Annotated in this window: 16 protein-coding genes; 10 read left to right on the top strand and 6 right to left on the bottom strand. The window is 73.9% G+C overall.

The annotated features are described in order from the left end of the window. Positions 1-33 precede the first annotated feature (33 nt). Genes QP089_RS21715 through QP089_RS21725 form a run of 3 tightly spaced genes read left to right on the top strand, consistent with a single transcriptional unit; the run spans position 34 to position 2,860 of the window. Entirely contained in the window at positions 34-387 is a 354-nt protein-coding gene (locus QP089_RS21715; protein ID WP_285913556.1) for a YciI family protein, read from the top strand. Then, positions 384-1,634, top strand: a complete 1,251-nt coding sequence (locus QP089_RS21720) for an RNA polymerase sigma factor (protein WP_285913557.1) — start codon at positions 384-386, stop codon at positions 1,632-1,634. Before QP089_RS21715 ends, QP089_RS21720 begins: the two co-directional genes overlap by 4 nt. A 23-nt stretch (positions 1,635-1,657) precedes the next feature. Next, complete coding sequence (locus tag QP089_RS21725; protein ID WP_285913558.1) at positions 1,658-2,860, top strand: low temperature requirement protein A; 1,203 nt, start codon at positions 1,658-1,660, stop codon at positions 2,858-2,860. Here QP089_RS21725 and QP089_RS21730 read toward each other — a convergent pair. Both QP089_RS21730 and sigJ read right to left on the bottom strand, forming a co-directional pair. Beyond that, positions 2,855-4,000 (bottom strand): serine hydrolase domain-containing protein, encoded by a 1,146-nt coding sequence (locus QP089_RS21730; RefSeq protein WP_285913559.1) that lies wholly within the window; start codon positions 3,998-4,000, stop codon positions 2,855-2,857. The genes QP089_RS21725 and QP089_RS21730 overlap by 6 nt on opposite strands. A 170-nt stretch (positions 4,001-4,170) precedes the next feature. Further along, a complete protein-coding gene (gene sigJ / locus QP089_RS21735; protein ID WP_285913560.1) occupies positions 4,171-5,058 on the bottom strand; it encodes an RNA polymerase sigma factor SigJ in 888 nt (295 codons plus the stop codon). A gap of 381 nt (positions 5,059-5,439) precedes the next feature. Here sigJ and QP089_RS21740 point away from each other — a divergent pair, with 381 nt between their 5' ends. Both QP089_RS21740 and QP089_RS21745 read left to right on the top strand, forming a co-directional pair. Beyond that, positions 5,440-6,636 carry an ATP-binding protein gene (locus QP089_RS21740; protein ID WP_285913561.1) on the top strand — a complete coding sequence of 399 codons (1,197 nt, stop codon included), beginning with the start codon at positions 5,440-5,442 and terminating at the stop codon, positions 6,634-6,636. 289 nt (positions 6,637-6,925) lie between these two features. Beyond that, a complete protein-coding gene (locus QP089_RS21745) occupies positions 6,926-7,303 on the top strand; it encodes a hypothetical protein (protein WP_285913562.1) in 378 nt (125 codons plus the stop codon). Between the two features lie 69 nt (positions 7,304-7,372). Here the strand turns inward: QP089_RS21745 and QP089_RS21750 are convergent, their stop codons facing one another. From QP089_RS21750 to QP089_RS21760, 3 genes are all read right to left on the bottom strand, one after another. Then, a complete protein-coding gene (locus QP089_RS21750) occupies positions 7,373-10,618 on the bottom strand; it encodes a S41 family peptidase (protein ID WP_285913563.1) in 3,246 nt (1,081 codons plus the stop codon). A 68-nt stretch (positions 10,619-10,686) separates the two neighbouring features. After that, complete coding sequence (locus QP089_RS21755; RefSeq protein WP_285913564.1) at positions 10,687-11,529, bottom strand: MauE/DoxX family redox-associated membrane protein; 843 nt, start codon at positions 11,527-11,529, stop codon at positions 10,687-10,689. Continuing rightward, positions 11,523-12,512, bottom strand: a complete 990-nt coding sequence (locus QP089_RS21760) for a hypothetical protein (RefSeq protein ID WP_285913566.1) — start codon at positions 12,510-12,512, stop codon at positions 11,523-11,525. Before QP089_RS21760 ends, QP089_RS21755 begins: the two co-directional genes overlap by 7 nt. 299 nt (positions 12,513-12,811) lie before the next feature. Here QP089_RS21760 and QP089_RS21765 point away from each other — a divergent pair, with 299 nt between their 5' ends. The 3 genes from QP089_RS21765 to QP089_RS21775 all read left to right on the top strand — a co-directional run bounded on the left by QP089_RS21765 (position 12,812) and on the right by QP089_RS21775 (position 17,062). Continuing rightward, complete coding sequence (locus QP089_RS21765; protein WP_285913568.1) at positions 12,812-13,366, top strand: SigE family RNA polymerase sigma factor; 555 nt, start codon at positions 12,812-12,814, stop codon at positions 13,364-13,366. Positions 13,367-13,503: 137 nt separating this feature from the next. Beyond that, a complete protein-coding gene (locus tag QP089_RS21770) occupies positions 13,504-15,114 on the top strand; it encodes a long-chain fatty acid--CoA ligase (RefSeq protein ID WP_285913569.1) in 1,611 nt (536 codons plus the stop codon). A 241-nt stretch (positions 15,115-15,355) separates the two neighbouring features. Next, positions 15,356-17,062: an RNA polymerase sigma factor gene (locus QP089_RS21775; protein WP_285913570.1), complete on the top strand. Its 1,707-nt coding sequence runs from the start codon at positions 15,356-15,358 to the stop codon at positions 17,060-17,062. A 13-nt stretch (positions 17,063-17,075) separates the two neighbouring features. On the opposite strand, the gene QP089_RS21780 is transcribed toward QP089_RS21775, so the two are convergent. Continuing rightward, on the bottom strand, positions 17,076-17,840 hold the full coding sequence (locus QP089_RS21780; protein ID WP_285913664.1) for a MerR family transcriptional regulator: 765 nt from the start codon (positions 17,838-17,840) through the stop codon (positions 17,076-17,078). 91 nt (positions 17,841-17,931) lie between these two features. On the opposite strand from QP089_RS21780, the gene QP089_RS21785 reads away from it, so the two are divergent. Further along, positions 17,932-18,939, top strand: coding sequence for an adenylate/guanylate cyclase domain-containing protein (locus tag QP089_RS21785; protein WP_285913571.1), 1,008 nt, complete (start codon positions 17,932-17,934; stop codon positions 18,937-18,939). Positions 18,940-18,998: 59 nt separating this feature from the next. Next, the gene (locus QP089_RS21790) at positions 18,999-20,555 is read left to right on the top strand and encodes an N-acyl-D-amino-acid deacylase family protein (RefSeq protein ID WP_285913572.1); all 1,557 of its coding nucleotides are present in this window, start codon (positions 18,999-19,001) and stop codon (positions 20,553-20,555) included. The last annotated feature ends 23 nt before the right edge of the window (positions 20,556-20,578 follow it).

Below are 20,578 nucleotides of genomic sequence, written 5' to 3' on the forward strand. Positions count from 1 at the left end.
TCTCGCAACCGTCCGAGGCGTGAGGAGTGCGTGATGAAGTACCTGCTGCTGATCAATACGAGGGCGCCCGAGTCCACGGAGGACTTCCCGGCGGGGGAGCCGAGCGTGGAGGAGTTCATGGCGTACGAGAAGGCCGTCGGCGACGCCGGGGTCAAGCTCGACGGGAACGCGCTGGACCTCGCCACCGGGACGACCGTGCACGTGCGGCCGGACGGGGAGCGCGTCGTGACGGACGGGCCGTTCGCCGAGACGCGGGAGATCGTCGGCGGCTACTACCTGATCGACGTCCCCGACCTGGACGCGGCGCTGGACTGGGCGGCGCGCTGCCCCGGGGCGCGGTACGGGACCGTCGAGGTCCGCACGGTGTGGGAGCCGGACGCGTCGTGAGCGGGGGGCGGGCGGCCCGCTCCGTGGAGGCGGTGTTCCGCGAGGACCGGGGCCGGCTGCTCGCCCTGCTCGCCGCCCGGTTCGGGGATCTCGACCTGGCCGAGGAGGTCGTCTCCGACGCGATGGAGGCCGCGCTGGAGCGGTGGCCGGCCGACGGGGTACCGGACAAGCCGCTGGCGTGGCTGCTGACGGTGGCCCGCCGCAAGGCGCTCGACCGGATCCGCCGCGACCGGGCGCACGCGGCAAGGCTGGCGGCGCTGCGGGTGGAGAGCGACCGGGCTGCCGCGGCGCCTGCGGAGCCCGGCTTCGACGACATTCCGGACGAGCGGCTGCGGCTGTTCTTCACCTGCTGCCATCCCGCGCTGGCGGAGGAGGCGCGGACCGCGTTGATGCTGCGCTTCCTCGCGGGCCTGACGACGCCGGAGGTGGCCCGCGCGTTCCTGGTGCCGACCGCGACGATGGCGCAGCGGATCGTCCGCGCGAAACGCAAGATCCGTGACGCGCGCATCCCGTTTCGCGTGCTGGGGCCGGACGAGCTGCCCGCGCGGCTGCCCGCCGTGCTCCGCGCCGTCTACCTGGTCTTCACCGAGGGCTATGCCGCCAGTTCGGGCGACGACCTGCTGCGGCCCGGGTTGGCGGACGAGGCCGTCCGGCTCGCCCGGATCCTGCACGGCCTGCTGCCGGGGGAGCGGGAGGTCACGGGGCTGCTCGCGCTGCTGGTCCTCACCGACGCGCGGCGCGCGGCGCGGGTCGACGCGGCGGGGAACCAGGTGCTTCTCGAGGACCAGGACCGCGCGCTGTGGGACGCCGACCTCATCGCCGAGGGGCGCAGGCTCGTGGTGCCGGCGCTGACCGGTCCCGGCGTCGGGCCCTACGCCGTGCAGGCGGCGATCGCGGCGCTGCACGACGAGGCGGTCGGCTTCGACGCCACCGACTGGCCGCAGATCGTTGCGCTCTACGACGTGCTGCTGCGGATCGACCCGTCCCCGCTCGTCGCGCTGAACCGGGCGATGGCCGCCGCCATGCGCGACGGGCCGGAGGTGGGCCTCGCCCTGCTGGACGACCTGTCCGATGCCGCGGAACTGCGCCGCTACCACCTGTTCCACGCGGCGCGCGCCGACCTGCTGAGCCGCCTCGGCCGCACCGCCGAGGCGGTCGGCGCCTACCGCGCCGCGCTGGCCCTCGTCGGCAACGAACCGGAGCGCGCCACGTTCCAGCGCAAGCTCACCGCCCTCATCGCCCGCTGACGCGTCTGGAATGATCACTGCTCGTGGCGGACGACGAGGCGGTGGCGGAACGCCACGCGAGCTGGCTGGAGCTGTTCTTCGACCTGGTCGTCGTGGCCGCCGTGGCGCAGCTCGCCCATCGGGTGCACGACGCGCCCTCGGCTGCGGGCGTCGGCGCGTTCGTCCTGCTCTATTACGCGGTCTGGAGCGTGTGGACGTCGTTCACCCTGTACGCGAACGTCGCCGGGCGGTGGACGCGGCAGCGAGCGATGCTGATCGCGATGTTCGGCATCGCGGTCATGGCGGCGGCGATCCCGACCACGATGCCCGAGGCGCTCCACGAGGCGCCGGAGGTCGATCACAGCAGGACGTTCGTCATCGCCTACCTCGTCTGCCGGATGCTGGCGTCCAGCACGTGGCAGCGGACGGGGAAGATCCTCACCTCCTGGCCGTCCGCGCAGGCGGGCGCGGGGCTCATCCCGTGGTTCGCGTCCATCTGGGTGCACGCCCCGGCGCGCTACTGGCTGTGGGCCGTGGGCGCCGCGCTCGACATCGTCGTCTCGATCCTTCAGTCCAGGGAACCGGACCGCCTGCTGGAGCACGCGACCCGGCAGACCGAGCAGCGCCGCCTACGGCGCGGCGGCGAGCAGTTGCCCGTGCCGACCCGGGCCGTCCTGGACCTCTCCCACCTGGGCGAACGGCTGGGGCTGTTCGTCATCATCGTCCTGGGCGAGGCGGTCATCCAGCTGATCGACGCGGCGGGGAACCCGCTGGCGCACTGGGACGCCCGCCTCGGCGTCGCCGCGCTCTCGGGCTTCGCGCTGCTGGTCGGCCTCTGGTGGCTGACCCTGCAGAACGGCGTGAACGGGGTTCCGTACTTCGAGGCCGACGGCCCCACCCCGACCGCCACGCTTCCAGGACATTTCGCCGCGACGGTCAGCATCACGTCGGTCGCGGCGGGCCTCGGCGCGGTGGCCGCCCATGCGGGCGGCCACGTCGCGGACGGCACCCGGTGGCTGCTGTGCGGCGGCCTGGCCCTGTACTTCCTGGCCACCACGGTCCTGGGCGCCTTGGCTCGGCTGCCTCGGCGGTGGTTGCTCGGCTGGGCCGTCCCGTGCGTGGCGGCCCCCGTCCTCCTGGCCGCCCTCGGCGCCGACCTTCCGGCGTGGGTGCTGCCCCTCATCCTGGCCGCCGTCGTGGCCTGGCAGGTCGCCTATCCGCAGCTGACCCGCCGGGCCGCCTCATGACGCGTCGCACAGAGCCGTCTGGACGGCGGTCTGCATGTCGGCGTCCTGCGCGTCCGAGCCGCCCGGGTCGAGGTTGACCATGACGGTCGCCTGCCGTCCGTCGACCGTGGCACCCGTGACCGTCTCGAATCCGAGCATGTCACCGGGGTGGCCCCAGTAGAGGCCGCCGCAGGGCAGCCGCCTGCTCTCCAGGCCGAGACCGTAGGCGCGGCCGTCCGAGCCGCCGGTCGAACGGGTCCGCATCATCTCCCGCAGCTGCGCGGGAGGCAGCACCTTGCCGCCGAGCAGGGCCTGCATGAACCGGCTGAGGTCGGTGCCGTTGGAGATCATCCCGCCGCCGGGGCCCGCGACCGACGGGTTGATCTCGGTGACGTCCATGAGCGGCGCGCCCTCGCCCGGCCGCACGTACCCGCGCGGATGCGGCCCGGGGATCGCGGAGGCGTCGCCGGGCACGGACGTCGCCCGCAGGCCGAGCGGCTCGATGATCCGCCGGGTGATCTCCTCACCGTACGGGCGGCCGGTGACGCTCTCGATGAGCAGGCCCGCGACCAGGTAGTTCGTGTTGGAGTACTCCCACTTCCTGCCGGGCTTGAAGACCCGGTGGTGGTCGAGCGCGATGTCCACCATCTCGCGCAGGTCGTGGTGGGCGAGCGGGTCCTTGAGGATGTCCTGCGGGGTGACGTAGTCGAGGTAGTCGGGCAGGCCGCTGGTGTGCTGGAGCAGCTGCCGGACGGTGATCCGCCGCCCGTCGTTGCCGTGCCCGCGGATGACGCCGGGCAGGTACCGCTCCACCGGCGCGTCCAGGGCGACGCGATGCTCGGCCACGAGCTGGAGCACGGTGGTCGCCACGAAGATCTTGGTCACGCTGCCGACCCGGAAACTGCTGTCGCGGGGGACGGGCGTGCCGTTCCGCACGTCCCCGACACCGCTGGTCAGCACCGTGCGGCCGTTCCGGCCCCGGACCTCGAGCAGCGCGCCCGGCGCGCCGTCGGTCGTGGTCAACCGGTTCATGATCTCAGGCAGCCCGGGCCGCTCGGCGGCCGCCGCGGCGGGACCCCGGTGCACGCCGGTGCCCGCCAGCGCGCCGACCGCCAGCCCCATCGCGAGTGCGCCGCCAAGGACACGCCTGTTCCGAATCATGTGTGCTCCTCTGGATCGTCGGAGCCTTCACGCTAGGAACCGCGCTTCCGGACGCGCCTCACCCGCAAGAGCCAACGTCCCCCTGCCGCCCAAGACCGAGCCCCGACCGACCGTGCGCTGCGCAAGGTCCACGACATCCTCGCGCCGGGCGGCCGGGCGGCCGGGCGGGGTCAGTTCTCCAGGGCGGTGAGGTCGAGGGTGGTCAGGCGCTCGGGGTCGGAGAGGATGTCGATCGCGGTGATCCGCTCTCCGGAGACGGTGAAGCTGACGACCGAGAAGAGCTCGCCGTCGACGGTGTTGACCAGGCCCGCCGCACCGTTGACCAGGGCCGGGCGGCTGCTCGACAGGGTGGCCATGCGGTGGAAGGTGGCTGCCTGGCCGGCGACGGCGTCGCGGCCGCGAACGACCTTCATGCCGCCGGGCAGTGCCTTTCCGCCGTCGGCGCGCAGCACGACGTCCGGGTCGAGGACGGTCACCAGCGCCTCGAAGTCGCCGCCGCGCGCGGCCGTGAGGAAGGCGTCGACGACGCGGCGCTGCGCCACGGGGTCGGGGTCGGGCACGGGCGCCTCGCCCTGGACGCGGCGGCGGGCGCGGCTGGCGAGCTTGCGGGCCGCGACCGGGGTGCGGTCGATGACGGGCGCGATCTCCTCGAACGTCATGCCGAACATGTCGTGCAGGACGAACGCGAGCCGTTCGGGCGGGGTCAGCGACTCCAGCACCACGAGCAGGGCCAGCCCGACCGAGTCGGCGATCAGCGCCGCGTGCTCGGGGTCGGCGGCCTGGTCGCTCACGATCGGGTCCGGCAACCGGGCCTCCAGCGAGGTCTCGCCGCGCTGCGTGCGCGAGCGCAGCATGTCCAGGCAGACGCGTCCGACGACCGTGGTGAGCCAGCCGCCGAGGTTGCCGATCCCGTCGGCGTCGGAGCGGGCGAGCCGCAGCCAGGCCTCCTGGACGGCGTCGTCGGCCTCGGCCAGGGAGCCGAGCATCCGGTAGGCCACCGCCTTGAGGTGCGTGCGGTGCTCCTCGAACCGCTCGGCCAGGAAGTCGCGTTCGTTCATCGTCCGTCCTCGTGGTCGCCGTCGTCCGTGCTCACCGCACTGACGAACCGGACCAGGCGAGTGTGACGCACCCGCGGAAGTTGGCGGGTTCCGGTGACGGGGAGCGGGCCGTGCGCTAGTGTGTTCGAACGAGTCGAACAGAAGTTCGACTCGTTCGGACCCGCTCGGCCGGGAGGCGACATGGCGGCGACCGCGGCCCCACCTCTCAGTGGCACTGCGCACGTCAACGGCACCGCGCACGCCAATGGCACCGCGCACGCCCGCGCGCGGCACGCGGACGCGCCCGCGCGGCGCGGGCGGCGGCACGAACCCGCGACACGCCGCAGCGGTTTCTACCCAAATCTACGGCCGCAGCTATATCGCCTCATAGAGTCCGAGAGCGTGGACCCCGTGCGGAATCCCTATGCCCCCGGCGCCGGGCAGCGCCCCCCGGAGCTGGCCGGCCGCGATCGCGAGCTGCGGCAGTTCGAGGTGGTGCTGGAACGGGTGGCCCGCGGCCGCCCCGAGCGCAGCATGATCATCACCGGGCTGCGCGGCGTCGGCAAGACGGTGCTGCTCAACGCGTTCCGGTCGATGGCGATCCAGAAGCTGTGGGGCACCGGCAAGATCGAGGCGCGGCCCGACCAGTCGATCCGGCGGCCCGTCGCGTCCGCGCTGCACATGGCGGTGCGCGAGCTGGCGCCCCGGCACCGCGCGCCCGACCGGATCGAGGCGTTCCTCGGCGTGCTGAAGGCGTTCGCGCAGGCCGGTCCGGAGCCGTCCGGCACCAAGGCCAAGGCGCGGGCGCACCGCTGGCAGCCGGGCATCGACGTGCCCGCCTCGCGGGGCCGCGCCGACTCCGGCGACCTGGAGATCGACCTCACCGAGCTGTTCGTGGACGCCGCGTCCGTCGCCACCGACGTCGGCGCCGGCATCGCGCTGTTCGTCGACGAGATGCAGGACGTCCCCGCCGACGACGTGTCCGCGCTGTGCGCCGCGTGCCACGAGCTGTCGCAGATCGGCGGCCCGCTGATCGTGGTCGGCGCGGGCCTGCCGCACCTGCCGGCGGTGCTGTCGGCGAGCAAGTCCTACTCCGAGCGGCTGTTCCGCTACGCGCGCATCGACCGGCTCGACCGCGAGTCCGCCGACGTCGCGCTGCTCGCCCCGGCCGAGCGCGAGGAGGTCACCTTCACCGAGGACGCCCTCGACGCGCTGTACGGCGCGGCCGACGGCTACCCCTACTTCGTGCAGGCGTACGCGAAGGTCGTCTGGGACGTCGCGCCCGACACCCCGATCACCGCCGAGGACATCCGGGTCGCCGCACCGGAGGCGGAGAGCGAGCTCGCGGTCGGCTTCTTCGGCAGCCGCTACGAGCGCGCGACGCCCGCCGAGCGCGACTACATGCGCGCGATGGCGATGCTCGGCGACGATCCGGTGGCGACGGCGGCGGTCGCCGACGAGCTGGGCCGCAAGCCGTCCAGCCTGTCGCCCGCCCGCGACGGCCTGATCAAGAAGGGGCTGATCTACAGCGCGGAGCGCGGCATGGTCGCGTTCACCGTCCCGCACTTCGGCAAGTTCCTCCGCTCGCAGCCCGCCTAGCGGATGGTTTTCTGAGCCCTTCTAGTGCTGACGCTAGAGGGCGTTATAGAGCCGCATCGAAGCGTGCCGTCCGATTTCTCTTCGGCTTTCTAGCAGGAGAGCTAGACGGCCGTAGATTCTGCTCGCCCCGGCTTTCGAGGAATCTCTAAGACTCTCTAAGGAAAATCCTAGAGATCGCTATAGCAACGCACAGGCGTTGTCCGGCATGACGGTTGTTACGCGGAGTTATCTGGGTATGGCCCCCGATGTGCCGGACCGGGCGCGAAGTTCCGATGTCGGGGGGATCACGATGAACGAGCAGGACCGCTACCGGGGCCAGGACCCCGACGACCTGTACTCGTCCCGCGAGGAGGACGAGTACGCGACCGGCGACGAGATGACCTCGACCACGGGGTCGTCGCAGTCCGGGGGCGCCGACGAGCCGGAGATGCGGCAGGAGCAGGGCGGCCAGCCGTACGGCCAGGGGCCGGGCTATCAGGACGAGCCGGGCTTCGCGGCCGGCGACCATGCGTTCGACGAGGACGACCAGTACTCCTCCGACACGGGCGGTATGCACGACGATGGCATCGCGAGCCACCGCCCCCGCCGCCAGGACGACGAGGACGAGCTGTACGGCAACCAGCTCGACGGCATGCACCGCGACGACGAGACCGACGAGAACTGGTGACGCGGCCGTAGCGTCCGGTTGATGTGAGGGCCGAGCCCGCGAGAGGACGGGTGCGGCCTCCGATGCGCGCTACGCCTCGCCCTGCGCCTTGAACACCGGGCGGGTGGACGGGTCGGGCGTGTGCGGCGGGAACCGGGCGAGCAGCCCGAGCGCCTCGTCGATCGCCCGCACGAGCTGGGTGTCGGTGCCGTTCGCGTGGTCCTGCGGCGTGATGTCGACCTCGATGTCGGGGTCGGTGCCGTAGTTCTCGACCCGCCAACCCACGTCGTCGAAGGTGAAGGAGAACTCCGGCTGCGTGGTGACGGTGCCGTCGGCGAGCCGGTGCCGGGGCCGGATGCCGACCACGCCGCCCCAGGTCCGGCGGCCGATCAGCGGGCCGAGGCCGAGCAGCTTGAACCCGTGGCTGAAGATGTCGCCGTCCGAGCCGGTCCGCTCGTTGGTGATCGCGACCATCGGGCCGCGCGGCGACTCGCGCGGGTACGGCGCCGGGACGCCCCAGCGCGGGAAGTTGTAGCCGATCCGGCGGCGCGCGAGCTTCTGCAGCAGCAGCCCCGACACGTTGCCGCCGCCGTTGAACCGGACGTCCACGATCAGCGCCTCCCGGTCGTACTCGCCGAGGAAGCCGCGGTGGAATTCGGCGAACCCGTCCGGGCCCATGTCGGGGACGTGCAGGTAGCCGGCGCGCCCGCCGGTCCGCTCGTGGACGAGCGCGCGGTTGGCGGCCACCCAGTCGCGGTAGCGGCCGGGACGCTCGTCGTGCAGGGTCCTGACGGCGACGGTGAACGGGTCGGCGCCGCCGCGCCGGACCGTCAGCAGCACCTCCTCGCCGGCCAGGTTGACGAGCCGCTCGCCGGGGACGGTGCCGCCCGGCGCGACGGGCTCCCCGTTGATCGCCACGACGGCGTCGCCCGGCCGGACGTCCACGCCCGGCCGGTTCAGCGGTGAGGTGGCGGCCGGGTCCCACGGGTCGCCCTCGATGATGTGCGCGATCGTGAACCGGCCGTCCCGGACCGCCCAGTCGATACCGAGGAAGCCCTGGTCGTAGACGGGGCGGCTGCGGTACTCGCCGCCGATCTCGTAGGCGTGCGAGGTGCCGAGCTCGCCCTGCATCTCCCAGAGCAGGTCGGAGAACTCCCCGCGAGTTGTCACTTTGTCGACAAGCGGGAGGTAGCGGCGGTAGACGGCGTCCCAGTCGATGCCGACCATGTCCTCGTCCCAGAAGTGCTCGCGCTGCAGCACCCACGTCTCGCGGAGCATCTGCCGCCATTCGGTCGCCGGGCACACCGACACCTTCACGCGGTCGAGGTCGATCCAGCCGCTGCGGCGGCCCGGCCGGTCGTCCGGCGGCTGCTCGCGCCCCGCCGTGACCAGCCGCAGCCGCGACCGCGACCGGTAGAGCAGCGTGGCGCCGTCGCGGGCGAGCCAGAAGTCGCCGACGTCGCGCAGCCGGGTCCGCGCCTGCCGCGCCGCGAAGTCGAACGCGTCGACGCGGCCGAGCGCCGGGTCGTCGCCGCGCCCGCCCTTGACCGGGAACACCGAGTACAGCGCCTGGCCCCTGATCCCCGCGATCCGCCCGTACCGGCCCTCCGCGACGGGGAACGCGACGATCCGCCGCTCGATCCCGTCGAAGTCGATCGCGAGCCGCGCCGTGGCGGCGACGCTCGCGCCGAGGGCCGGGCCGGTGACGTCCCGCGCGTCCGACCCCTCCGCGAGGCTCGCCTCGCCCGGCGCGTCTCCGCCGGTCACCGGGCGCGGCGCGGCCATGAACGGCGACGGCACGTCCTTGCGCAGCGTGACCGCGTACGGGCGGGAGCCGAGCGGGAACCCACGGTCGAACTGGAGCGTGTCGGCGACCGGGTCGAACACCCGCTGGCCGATGAAGTACAGGTAGCGGCCGCCCGGGTCCCACGCCGGGGCGCGGTCGTGCAGGACGGGCCGGGTGACCGGCGCGACCAGGCCCGTCTCGGCGTTGCACACCTTGATCGCGGTGGTCTGCGCGCCGGTCGGGCACGCGTAGGCGAGCCACTCGCCGCCGGGCGACCAGGCCAGGCCCGTGATCGCGCCGTACGGGCTGACGTCCAGCGGCACCGGCTCCAGCGGCCCGTCGCCCGCCGGCTCCAGCAGGTACAGCTCGTTGCGGTGGTTGGTGAACGCGAACCGGTCGGCGGACGGCGACGGCACCAGCTCCAGCACCCGGCCGACGTCGCCGGACGTCTCGGCGTGCACCGCGTCGCGCGCGCCGGACGCGGTCAGCACGACGATCCGCTCCCGGCCGTCCTCGCCGGACGCCGCCGCGATCAGCCGCCGGTCGTCGTTGAACCAGGTCAGCAGCCGGTACCGCACGCCGTCCTGCCGCCCGTGCTGGCGGACCGGACCCTCCCAGGCCGCGAACGAGTACGCCTTGCCGCGCGTCGTGATCGCCAGGCCGTCGCCCGCCGAGTTCACCGTGACCGTGTCGAGGTACTCGGCGGCGGGCACGAACCGCCGGTTCCTCTGGGTGCGGGAGCTGCCGAGCCGTACATCGATCCGGCGAGGGCCGTTGTCCGGGTCGAGGACGTACAGGTCGGCGGCGGCGTGGTAGATCAACCGGCGGCCGTCGTCGGCGAGGTTGCGCGCGTAGTAGTCGTCATGGTCGGTGTGCCGCCGCAGGTCGGAGCCGTCGGGCAGGCAGGAGTAGACGTTGCCGACGCCCTCGTGGTCGGACAGGAAGTAGATCCGGCCGCCGACCCGGCATGGCGCGGCGAGGTTGCCGTCCAGCTCGATCAGCCGCCGGAAATCGCCGGAACCGCCGGAGTCGATCCACAGATCGCCGGCCGTCCCGCCCCGGTACCGCTTCCACCGGGCCGGGTCGGCGGTGTTGCGGCCGATGACGACCGCGCCGTCCGGCCCGTACGTGACGCTGCTCGCCGGCCCGTACGGGAGTTCCTCCGGGATGCCGGGGCCGGCGGGGTCGATCCGGTAGAGCCACTGGTAGCCGCGGAACGGGCGGCGGACGTCGCTGGCGTAGACGATGCGGCCGTCCGGATCCCAGCCGGTGATCGTGCAGGACGTCCCGTGGAACGTCAGCCGCCGCGCCGCCCCGCCCGCCGCTGGCATGACGTACACCTCGGCGGGCCCCTCCTCGCGGCCGACGAACGCCAGGAGCCGCCCGTCCGGCGACAGCCGGGGATAGGCGGCCGCGGCGACCCCGGCGGTCAGCCGGTACGCCCGTCCGCCGGACGCGGGCACCGTCCACAGGTCGTCCTCGCACACGAAGACGGCGTCGTCGCCGCAGATCGACGGGAACCGCAGGTAGCCGCCGCCGTTTCCCCCCACGCGACGGTCCGTGCCCGCTCCGCCCGCGAGGAATCTCTACGGCATTCTTGGACGCGTCCAAGAGACGGCTAGACGGGGCTCGAGACGCGCGCCGGGACGAGCGCCGCCCGCACGGCCCGGTTCCGCTCCGCCGTCGACACCGCGAACACGATCTCCATGTCCCGCCCGTCCACCCGGGCCGGGTAGACCAGGAACCGCCAGCAGCCCTCCCGCCACACGTCCAGCGGAAGCGCGCTGGCGACGGCGTTCTCGTGCGCGACCCAGGCGGGGCTGTCGTAGAGCGCCGCGTACGTCTCCGGCAGCGGGCTGCGGCGCCGCTCGCAGGGCGCCTCCGGACGGCCCAGCCCGCGCGTGTGCGGCCGCCGGCCCCGGCCCCGGCCGAGCAGCTCCGGCAGCTCGGGGGAGAGCGCCGCGAACAGCGCCAGCTCCACGATCAGCACCGGCCCGACCTGCGCGCGCTCGGCGCGCAGCACGTCCAGGCCCGCCATCGGCGCGCCGAGCGAGGCGACGCCCGCGCCGGTGAACAGCAGCGCGCGCAGGACGCTGCGGCGGCCGACCCGCTTGGCGCTGAGGCCGCCGAAGCAGCCGCACCCCGCGTCCGGCCGCCGCACCCGCAGCTCCCCCACCACCCAGGTCGCGGCCGCGAACGCCAGCGTCGTGGCCAGCCGCACCGAGAACTGCGAGGTCACCAGCAGCGCCAGCCCGAGCACGCCCTCCCCCAGCCCGAGCCCGACGTTCAGCCCGCGGCTGCGGCGCAGCGCCGTCAGCCCCGCGAGCCCCGCCGGGACCGGGACGCCGTGCACGTGGTCGGGCGCGTCCGCCGCCCGCTCGCGGACCGCCAGCTTCGCCAGGCAGGCCGCCAGCAGCACCAGGGCCAGCAGCAGCACCTGCGTGTTCTGGAACGTCACCATGTCGCCGCCTCCTCCGGACCGCCGAACCGGACGGCCGGGACGTCCGGCCGCGCGAGCACGTTGAAGCACCCGGCCTCCAGATCGCCGCCGAGCCCCACGAACGTCTCGGGCGTCAGCTCCACGATCCGGCCGCGCGGTGACGCCCCGCACTCCACGCACCGGTCGCAGAACCGGGCCGCCGCGCAGCCGCACTGCACCACCGGCACCCGCCCCGCGCGCCCCGTGCACTCGTTGTGCACGGTGATCTCGCTGCCGAGCGACAGGTACGGGAACGGGACGCAGCCGGACGGCGCGTCCGCGCACCCTCCCGCCTCCCCCTCCGGGTCGAGCGCCGGGTACGCCGCGCCGCGCGGCACCGGCGCCCCGCCGAACCACGTCGCCGTCCCGCGCAGCACCTCCGGTGCGGGCGCCGCCGCCTCCGGGCCGGCCAGATCCCCCACCCGGTACCCGGGCTGCGACGTGCCCGGGCGCACCGCCTGCGGCCCGCCGGGGGAGCGCACGCAGATCACGTCCACCAGGTAGCCCGGCTCCAGCCGGGGATGCCGGACGAGCACCTGCTGGAGGGCGTGCGGGGGGATCGCCACATGGGCGCGCCCGCGATGGGGGCCCATGTCCACCTCCCAGGCGTCCCGCCCGCACGCCAGCATGGTGCCGGCGACCCGCTCGATGTCGACCCAGATCCGGTCGGCACCGGGCCCGCCGGCCCTCGGCCGGACGATCGCCTCCCGTCCCGGCCGCAGCGCGGCGAGGCCCCCGCGCCCGCCGTGCCAGACCGTGGTGTCCTGCGTCATCGCCAGCCGCAGCTCGGTGCCGTCCGCGTCCAGCACCAGCAGGTGCGGGCTCGCGTCCAGGATCGTCCCGGACAGCGCGCCGAGCGGCCGGCCGGCGTGCTCCGGCAGGCCGGCGCCCGGCTCGGGGGACGCCCCGAGCACGGCCGCGCGGAGACGGCGGCGCCTGGCTCCACGGCGATGGGGTAGCGGCATGGCGGCACTCCGGCTCGAGCTTCACTGGGCGTGACGTCTGTTAGGACGGCGAGTCAAGAGTCACGCGCGGTGCACGCTCTGTCGACGGATTTGTCGCGATAAGTCGATCGCCGGAGGAGGTTCAATCGACGTTGGATGAGGATTATTAACTGGTTGACCCGGATATGTACTTTAAGTAGGCCCGGAATTACGATCAACCTGAGATCGTCAACTGTACCGGGAGTCCGGCGCGGTCAAGATCCGCCCGTTCGGGATCCGTCCGCCGCCGGGCGCCTCCGCGACGCCGGCTCGGAGGTGGGGTGAACAGCACGCGGCACGAGGAGTTCCGCGCGTACGTCGCGGACCGCGGCCCCACGCTGCTGCGCGCCGCGATGCGCCTGACCAGCGACCGCGCCGAGGCCGAGGACCTGCTGCAGGCCGCGCTCGCCAAGACCTACCTCGCCTGGGACCGCATCCACGACCGCGCCGCCGTCGACGGCTACGTCCGCCGCGCCATGGCCAACACTCAGATCTCATGGTGGCGGCGAAGGAAACTGGATATTTATCCCACGGATCAGGTTCCCGACCGTCCGGTGGACGATCACACCCGGCGCGCCGAAATGCGCGACGCCCTCGGCCGCGCCCTCGGCCGCCTTCCCGAACGCCAACGCCTTGCCGTCATGCTCCGCTATTACGAGGACATGTCCGAAGCGGAGATCGCCGACGTGCTCGGCGTGAGCGTCGGCACGGTCAAGAGCACCGTCTCCCGCGCCATGTCCCGCCTGCGCGACGACGACGCCCTCGGCGACGACTTCCCGGGCATTCCGTGTCAGCCCAGGGGGGACGATCCCCCTGGAACCCCCCGTCACGACTGACGGGCTGAGGTTCACGCCGCCCGGGGCCGGGGTTCATGCCGTCCGGACTGGCGGGGGGTGGGCTCTGGGCAAACGTCGTCGGGGTGGGCTAGAACGGAGTTCCGCAGCTGAGCCGGAGGTGTGCCGTGTGGAGCACCATGCAGGACTTTCCGCTGACCATCGCCACGATCATGCGGTACGGCACGCAGGTGTGCGGGTCCGCGCAGGTCGCCACGTGGACCGGGGACGGCGCGCGGCGCCGGAGCTACGCCGAGGTCGGTGAGCGCGCCGCCCGGCTCGCCGGGGCGCTGCGCGCGCTCGGCGTGGACGGCGACCAGCGCGTCGCCACGTTCATGTGGAACAACACCGAGCATCTCGAGGCCTACCTCGCGGTCCCGTCGATGGGGGCCGTCCTGCACACGCTGAATCTGCGGCTGTTCCCCGACCAGCTGGTTTACATCGCCAACCACGCCGAGGACCACGTCGTCATCGTCGACGGGTCGCTGATCCCGCTGCTCGCGCCGGTGCTGCCGCAGCTGAAGACCGTCCGGCACGTCGTCGTGGTCGGCGAAGGCGACACCGCTCCGCTGGAGGGCGCGGGCAAGGAGCTGCACTCCTACGAGGAGCTGCTGGCCGCTGCGCCGCCGGAGTTCGCGTGGCCGGAGATCGACGAGCGGTCCGCCGCCGCCATGTGCTACACGAGCGGCACCACGGGCAACCCGAAGGGCGTCGTCTACTCGCACCGGTCCGCGTACCTGCATTCGGTGTCGGTGTGCACCGGCAACGCGCTCGCGATGAGCGGCGCGGACGTGGTGCTTCCGGTCGTCCCGATGTTCCACGCGAACGCGTGGGGGCTGCCGTACGCGGCGATGCTCGCGGGCGCGGCGCTCGTCATGCCGGACCGGTTCCTGCAGGCCGAGCCGCTCGTCCGGCTGATCGAGTCGGAGCGGCCGACGATCGCGGGCGCCGTCCCCACGATCTGGGCGGACGTCCTGCGGTACACGCGCGAGCACGGCTCCGACCTGAGCTCGCTGCGGCTCGTCCCGTGCGGCGGGTCGGCGGTGCCGGAGGCGCTGATGCGCGGGTTCGACAAGATCGGCGTCCGGATCGTGCAGGCGTGGGGGATGACCGAGACGTCCCCGGTCGCGACGATGGCGCACCCGCCCGTGGGAGCGGACGGCGAGCGAGCGTGGCAGGCCCGGATCAGCCAGGGACGGGTGCTGGCCGGCCTGGAGATCCGCGTCGTCGGCGACGGCGACGTGATCCTGCCGAACGACGGGGAGGCCGTCGGCGAGGTGGAGATCCGCGGGCCGTGGATCACCGGCGCCTACTACCGCGACGAGGACCCGGGCAAGTTCCACGACGGCTGGCTGCGCACCGGCGACGTCGGCAACCTGTCCGCCGACGGCTACATGGTCCTCACCGACCGGGCGAAGGACGTCATCAAGTCCGGCGGCGAGTGGATCTCCTCCGTCGAGCTGGAGAACCACCTGATGGCCCACCCGGACGTGATCGAGGCGGCCGTCGTCGGGGTCCCGGACGACCGCTGGCAGGAACGGCCGCTCGCCTCCGTCGTCGTCCGCGACGGCGCGTCGGTCACGGCGGCGCAGCTGCGCGAGTTCCTCACCGGCCGGGTGCCGAAATGGCAGCTGCCCGAACGCTGGACGTTCATCGCCGAAGTCCCCAAGACCAGTGTCGGGAAATTCGACAAGAAGGTGCTGCGCCGCCGCTACGCCGACGGCGGGCTGGAGGTCGAGCGCGTCGACTGAGCGACGTGCGCGCCCTGCCGCGACCGCGGGAAAATCCGCGTGCGGGCTGACCCGATTCTGACGCTCGGTCATGAGGAAAGTGATCACGGAGAGAAACGAGTGCTTCACCGTCCGATCGCCGGTATCGGTGATTTCGGGGGATCGAGTGGTGTCGAACCGGTGAAGGGGTGTATGCAAGGTGGGCTGATTGTCCGGACGGCCCCTTTGGGGGCGGACTCCCCTGCCGGTGCCGGGAGCGTGTATGCCCAGGTTGTCCCCCTCCGAAGACGCCCCGGACCGGAAACTGGTCCAGGGGCTGAACGAAGGCGACGAGGAGGCCCTGGCCACGCTCTATGACGAGTACGGCGAGCGCCTCTACGACTACGCGCTGTCAATGGCGGGGGACGAGAAGGTCGCCGCCGGCATCGTCCACGACACCTTCATCGACGCCGGCCGCCGCGCCCCCCGGATGCGCGACCACCTGCACCTGAGCTCCTGGCTGTACGGCGCGGCCCGCCGCCGCTGCATCCGCCGCGGCCGGCCCGCGGAACTGCACTGGGACCGGGACGCCGAGTTCTCCGACACCCCGTTCGTGGAGCGCGCCGACACGGTCGCCGCCACCGACTGGCCGCCGTCCGGCGAACTGCACGACCTGCTGCGCACCGCGCTCGCCGCCCTCGACCCGGTCGACCAGGAGGTCGTCCTGCTGGCGTTCCGGCACGAGCTGCCGCCGGCCCGGCTCGGCGCCGCGGTCGGGCTGTCGGGCCGCCGCGCCGCCGCGCGGGTCCGCCAGGGCGGCGCCGCCATGGAGGCCGCGCTCGCCGCCGAGATCGCCCGGGCGGCGCGCGCCTGCGCCGCGTCCGCGGATGACGCGGACGACGCGGACGACGAGGAGCCCGCCGAGGAGGCGACCCGGTCCGACGCCGTCGCGGTCCTGGCGGCCCGGGCCCCGGAGCCGAAGCAGCCCGCCATCTCGGAAGACGACGAAGAGGAGCCGGAGCCCGAGGCCCCGCCGGCGCGCGGCGGCGGCCCGCTCTCCGGCGCGCTGTGGCGGACGCTCCACCGCGGCGGCCGGGACGCGTCGGATGCCGCAGACCCGTCCCTCGCCGAGCACATCGCCGATTGCCCGGCCTGCCGGAGCCGCGGACGGGTCCGCGCGGCGGCGCTGCTGCGCCGGGCGCCCGCCCCCGTCCTGCCCGCCGCGCTGCGCCACCGCGTCATGCACACCGCGACCGACCCGGAGCTCGCCGGCTACCGCGCGGACATCGCGGCGCGCGGCGGCCCGCTGACCCCGGAGGGCCTGCCGAGCCAGCCGGACGTGCCGTCGCCCTTCACCCGGCGGTGGCTGTTCACCGGCGGCGGGATGGTGGGCGCGCTGGTCGCGGCGGTCGTCGCGGGCCTGCTCATGGGCCCCGGGGTCGGCGGCGGCGCGCTGTCGTGGCCGCCGTTCCACAACCAGCCGACGATCAAGCACGAGGGCCGCGGCGGCGGCGACGGCCGGGAGCACGGCGACCGGCGGCCGGGCGGGCCGGCGGGCGGGCCCGGCGCGGTGTCCGGTTCGCCGGGGGCGACGCCGTCCATGCGGCCGCAGACCGACGACGGGAGCCCGTCGCCGTCGCCGTCCGGCACCGTCCCGCCGTCGTCGGCGCCGCCGTCGCCTCCCAGGCCGCCCGCACGGCCGGGCGTGCTGGTGGTGAGCCCGGGCACGGTCGAGATGTACGGCACCAAGACCGCGCAGGTCAGCCTGTCAGCGCGCAACGGCCCGGTGACCTGGACGGCGATGACCTCCAACGGCGAGCTGGTCCTGTCGCAGATGCAGGGCGGGGTGGCCAAGGGCGGCACGTCCCGCGTCACGATCACCCTGCGGACCGCGCTGATCGGGCTGCCCGGCCAGGGCACGCTCACCTTCACCGACTCCGAGGGCGCGGCCCACCAGGTGACGGTCAAGTGGGGCGCCTCGCTGCTGTGAGCCGCGGGCGCGGTCAGCGGGCGGCGGACTGCTCCCCGCCGAGGTGGTCGCGGATGGTCTCCAGGTGCTCGCCGAGCGCCGCCTGCACGCGGGCCTCCATCGCCCGCGCGATCAGGGGGTCGACGACCATCTTCACCAGCGGCCGCATCCGGCGCACCACGGCCGCGACCTCGGTGACGTCCTCGCCGTCCGGCCCGTCCTCCAGCCGGCTGAAGACGTGCTCCTGGACGAGCCCGACGAACCGTCCCGCGATCACGTCGACGTCGCCGCGGATCCGCTCGGCGATGTCGAGCACCGCGTCCAGCGGGATGCCCGCGGCGACCAGCTCGGCGCCGACGTGCAGCAGCCGGGGGCTCGGCACCCGGTACTGGTCGCCGTCCGGTTCGATCAGGCCGAGCTCGATGGTCCGCCGCCGCATCCGCTCGCGCTCGTCCTCGCCGAGCCCGCCGCCGAAGATCGCGAGGAGCTCCTCGTAGGTCGCGGTGCCGGGGATCTCGTCCGACCACGGGTCGGTGAGGACCTTCTCCAGGCCGAGGACGTCGCCGACGTCGCGGCCGGTCTCCCACGCGGTCAGCAGGTCCTTGATGACCGCGAAGGTGTAGCCGCGGCCGAGCAGCTGGCCGATCAGCCGCAGCCGGGCCAGGTGCGAGTCGTCGTACAGGCCGACCCGGCCGGCCAGGCGGGGCGGCGGCAGCAGCCCCCGGTCCTGGTAGGCGCGGATGTTGCGCACGGTGCTCCCGGCGGCTCGCGCCAGGTCGTCGATTCGGTACTCGGCCATGCCCCGCCCGCCGGTTGCGTCCATCTTGACCGCCGCGATCTTACTCCGCCATCATTGTGACATTGATCAATGAGACATAGAGGGGGAGTCCATGACGGACCCCGGCGGGCCCCTGGACATCGAGGAGACCCTCCTCGGCGGCCCCCTGCGCTACACCCGCAAGGACGTCGAGGCCCTGTCCGGCGTCTCCGACGAGTACGCGCGCCGCGTCTGGCAGGCCCTCGGCTTCCCCATCCCGCCCGACGACGAGGCCGCCTTCACCGACGGCGACGTCACCGCCCTCCGCGAGATCAACGAGCTGATGGCGCACGACCTCGTCGACGAGGAGACCGTCCTGCAGCTCGTGCGCGCCGTCGGGCAGACCATGGGACGGCTCGCCAGCTGGCTCGGCGACGTCTGGCTGCAGCGGCTCAGCGTGCTGCCGTCCGACGAGCCCCTCACGCCCGACCTGGTCACCGCCGCCCTCGCCGCCACCGAGGAGCTGCGCCCGGCGTTCGAGCGGCTCCTGCTGCACGGCTGGCGCCGCCAGCTCACCGCCGCCGGGCTGCGCGCCGCCGCCGTCAGCGCCGCGACCCCGTCCGACCCCGCCGCCGGCCTCGCCCACCTCGCGGTCGGCTTCGCCGACGTCGTCTCCTTCACCCGGCTCAGCCGCGCCCTGGAAGCCGACGCGCTGGCCTCGTTCGTCGTGCGGTTCGAGTCCGCCGCCACCGAGATCGTCGCGGACCGCGGCGGCCGCGTCGTCAAGACGCTCGGCGACGAGATCCTCTTCGTCGCCACCGACCCGGCCGTCGGCGCCGAGATCGGCCTGCGCATCGCCGAGCGCTTCAACGAGGACCCCGATTTCCCGAAGGTCCGCGTCGGCCTGGCCTACGGCGAGGTCGTCCAGCGGCTCGGCGACGTGTTCGGCACCCCGGTGAACCTCGCCGCGCGCCTCACCGCCACCGCCCACCCCGGCACCGTCCTGATCGACGGCGGGCTGGCCTCCGCCCTGCCCGACGCCGGCCGCTACGACATCTCCTCCCTGCGCCCCCGCTCCCTGCAGGGCCTCGGCCGGGTGCGGCCGCGATTGCTCCGCCGCGCCTCTGGCGGCAGGGACTGACGGCCCGTAGCGTTCGACCACCGGGCTCGGCGTCCGGTACGTCGGCGGATGGGGTCTCCTTGCTCGACTTGGTGGTCCGGGGCGGGACGGTGCTGGACGGCACCGGGGCGCCTCGGCGCCGCGCCGACGTGGCCGTCGCCGCCGGACGGATCGCCGCCGTCGGCGTGCCGGCGGACGCGCGGGCGGCCGAGGAGATCGACGCGACGGGCCGCTACGTCATGCCGGGCTTCATCGACGCCCACGTGCACGGCGACGCCGCGGTGTTCGACCGGGAGGCGCAGTTCGCGGCGCTGCGGCAGGGCGTCACCACGTTCGTGCTCGGGCAGGACGGCGTCTCCTACGCTCCGGCGGACGCGCAGACGCTCCGCTACGTCACCCGGTACTTCGCACCGGTCAACGGGACGCATCCCGAGCTGGGCGGCGCCGTGTCGGTGGCGCAGCTCCTCGCGACCTACGACCGGCGCACGGCGCTCAACACCGTGTACCTGCTCCCGCACGGGACGATCCGGTACGGCGTCATGGGAGCGGCGCGCCGCGCGCCGGACGTGCGCGAGCTGGCGGCGATGCGCGCCCACGTCGAGCGCGGGCTGAGCGAGGGCGCGGCCGGGCTGTCCACCGGGCTGGAGTACGTGCCCGGCTCCTATGCCGCCGTGGACGAGATCGCCACGATGTGCGAGCCCGTGGGCGAGGCCGGCCTGCCCTACGTCACCCACATGCGCGGCTACGAGGCCGACGCGGTGACCGCGCTGGCGGAGGTGCTGAAGATCGCGCGCGCCGGACGCGTCGCCCCGCACGTGTCGCACCTGCACGGCCCGGCGGACCTGCTGGTCCGGCTGGTCGGCGGCGCGCGCGCCGAGGGCGTCGACCTGACCTTCGACAGCTACCCCTACCTGCGCGGATCCAGCACGCTGACGCTCGTCGCGCTGCCGTCGTGGCTGCCGGTCACCGACCTGGACGGGACGCTCGACGCGCTCGCGGAGCGGTCCGTCCGGGAGCGGCTGGAGCGCGAGTGGTTCGCCCACCGGACGGACGTCTGGTCGCGGATCACGCTGTCGCACGTGCCCGCCGACGAGCTGCGATGGGCCGAGGGCATGACCCTTCCGGACGCGGCGGAGCGGGCCGGGCTCGGCCCCGGCGAGTTCTGCTGCGACCTGCTCGTGGCCACCCGGCTGGAGGCCGGCTGCGTGTTCGCGCAGCCGCCCGCCGCCACCGAGGAGTCGGTGCGGGCGCTGCTGCGGCATCCCGCGCAGATGGCCGGGTCCGACGCCATCTACCAGGGCGGGCATCCGCATCCGCGCGGCTGGGGCGCGTTCGCCCGGCTGATGGGCCGGTACGTCCGCGACCTCGGCGACTGGACGTGGGAGCAGGCCGCCGTGCACATGGCCGGGGCCGCCGCCGCCCGGTTCCGGCTCGCCGACCGGGGCCGCGTCGAGGCCGGGTACGCCGCCGACCTCGTCGTGCTGGACCCCGGCGCCGTCACCGACCGCGCCACCTACGAGCGGCCCCGCGTGCCGGCGGACGGCGTCGAGCACGTCCTGGTCAACGGCGTTCCCGTGCTGAGCGGCGGCGTCCTGGACGAGTCCGCGCGGCCCGGGCGGGCGCTGCGGCCGCGCTGAGGCCCTCTTGCCGGCGCCGTATC

It is taken from the genome of Actinomadura opuntiae (assembly GCF_030283205.1).
Classification (GTDB): domain Bacteria; phylum Actinomycetota; class Actinomycetes; order Streptosporangiales; family Streptosporangiaceae; genus Spirillospora.

Coding starts and splice junctions, on each gene's coding strand:
- QP089_RS21755 (WP_285913564.1), bottom strand. CDS start 11,529: ATGGTGACGTTCCAGAACACGCAGGTGCTGCTGCTGGCCCTGGTGCTG.
- QP089_RS21715 (WP_285913556.1), top strand. CDS start 34: ATGAAGTACCTGCTGCTGATCAATACGAGGGCGCCCGAGTCCACGGAG.
- QP089_RS21775 (WP_285913570.1), top strand. CDS start 15,356: ATGCCCAGGTTGTCCCCCTCCGAAGACGCCCCGGACCGGAAACTGGTC.
- QP089_RS21760 (WP_285913566.1), bottom strand. CDS start 12,512: ATGCCGCTACCCCATCGCCGTGGAGCCAGGCGCCGCCGTCTCCGCGCG.
- QP089_RS21730 (WP_285913559.1), bottom strand. CDS start 4,000: ATGATTCGGAACAGGCGTGTCCTTGGCGGCGCACTCGCGATGGGGCTG.
- sigJ (WP_285913560.1), bottom strand. CDS start 5,058: ATGAACGAACGCGACTTCCTGGCCGAGCGGTTCGAGGAGCACCGCACG.
- QP089_RS21780 (WP_285913664.1), bottom strand. CDS start 17,840: ATGGCCGAGTACCGAATCGACGACCTGGCGCGAGCCGCCGGGAGCACC.
- QP089_RS21785 (WP_285913571.1), top strand. CDS start 17,932: ATGACGGACCCCGGCGGGCCCCTGGACATCGAGGAGACCCTCCTCGGC.
- QP089_RS21745 (WP_285913562.1), top strand. CDS start 6,926: ATGAACGAGCAGGACCGCTACCGGGGCCAGGACCCCGACGACCTGTAC.
- QP089_RS21770 (WP_285913569.1), top strand. CDS start 13,504: ATGCAGGACTTTCCGCTGACCATCGCCACGATCATGCGGTACGGCACG.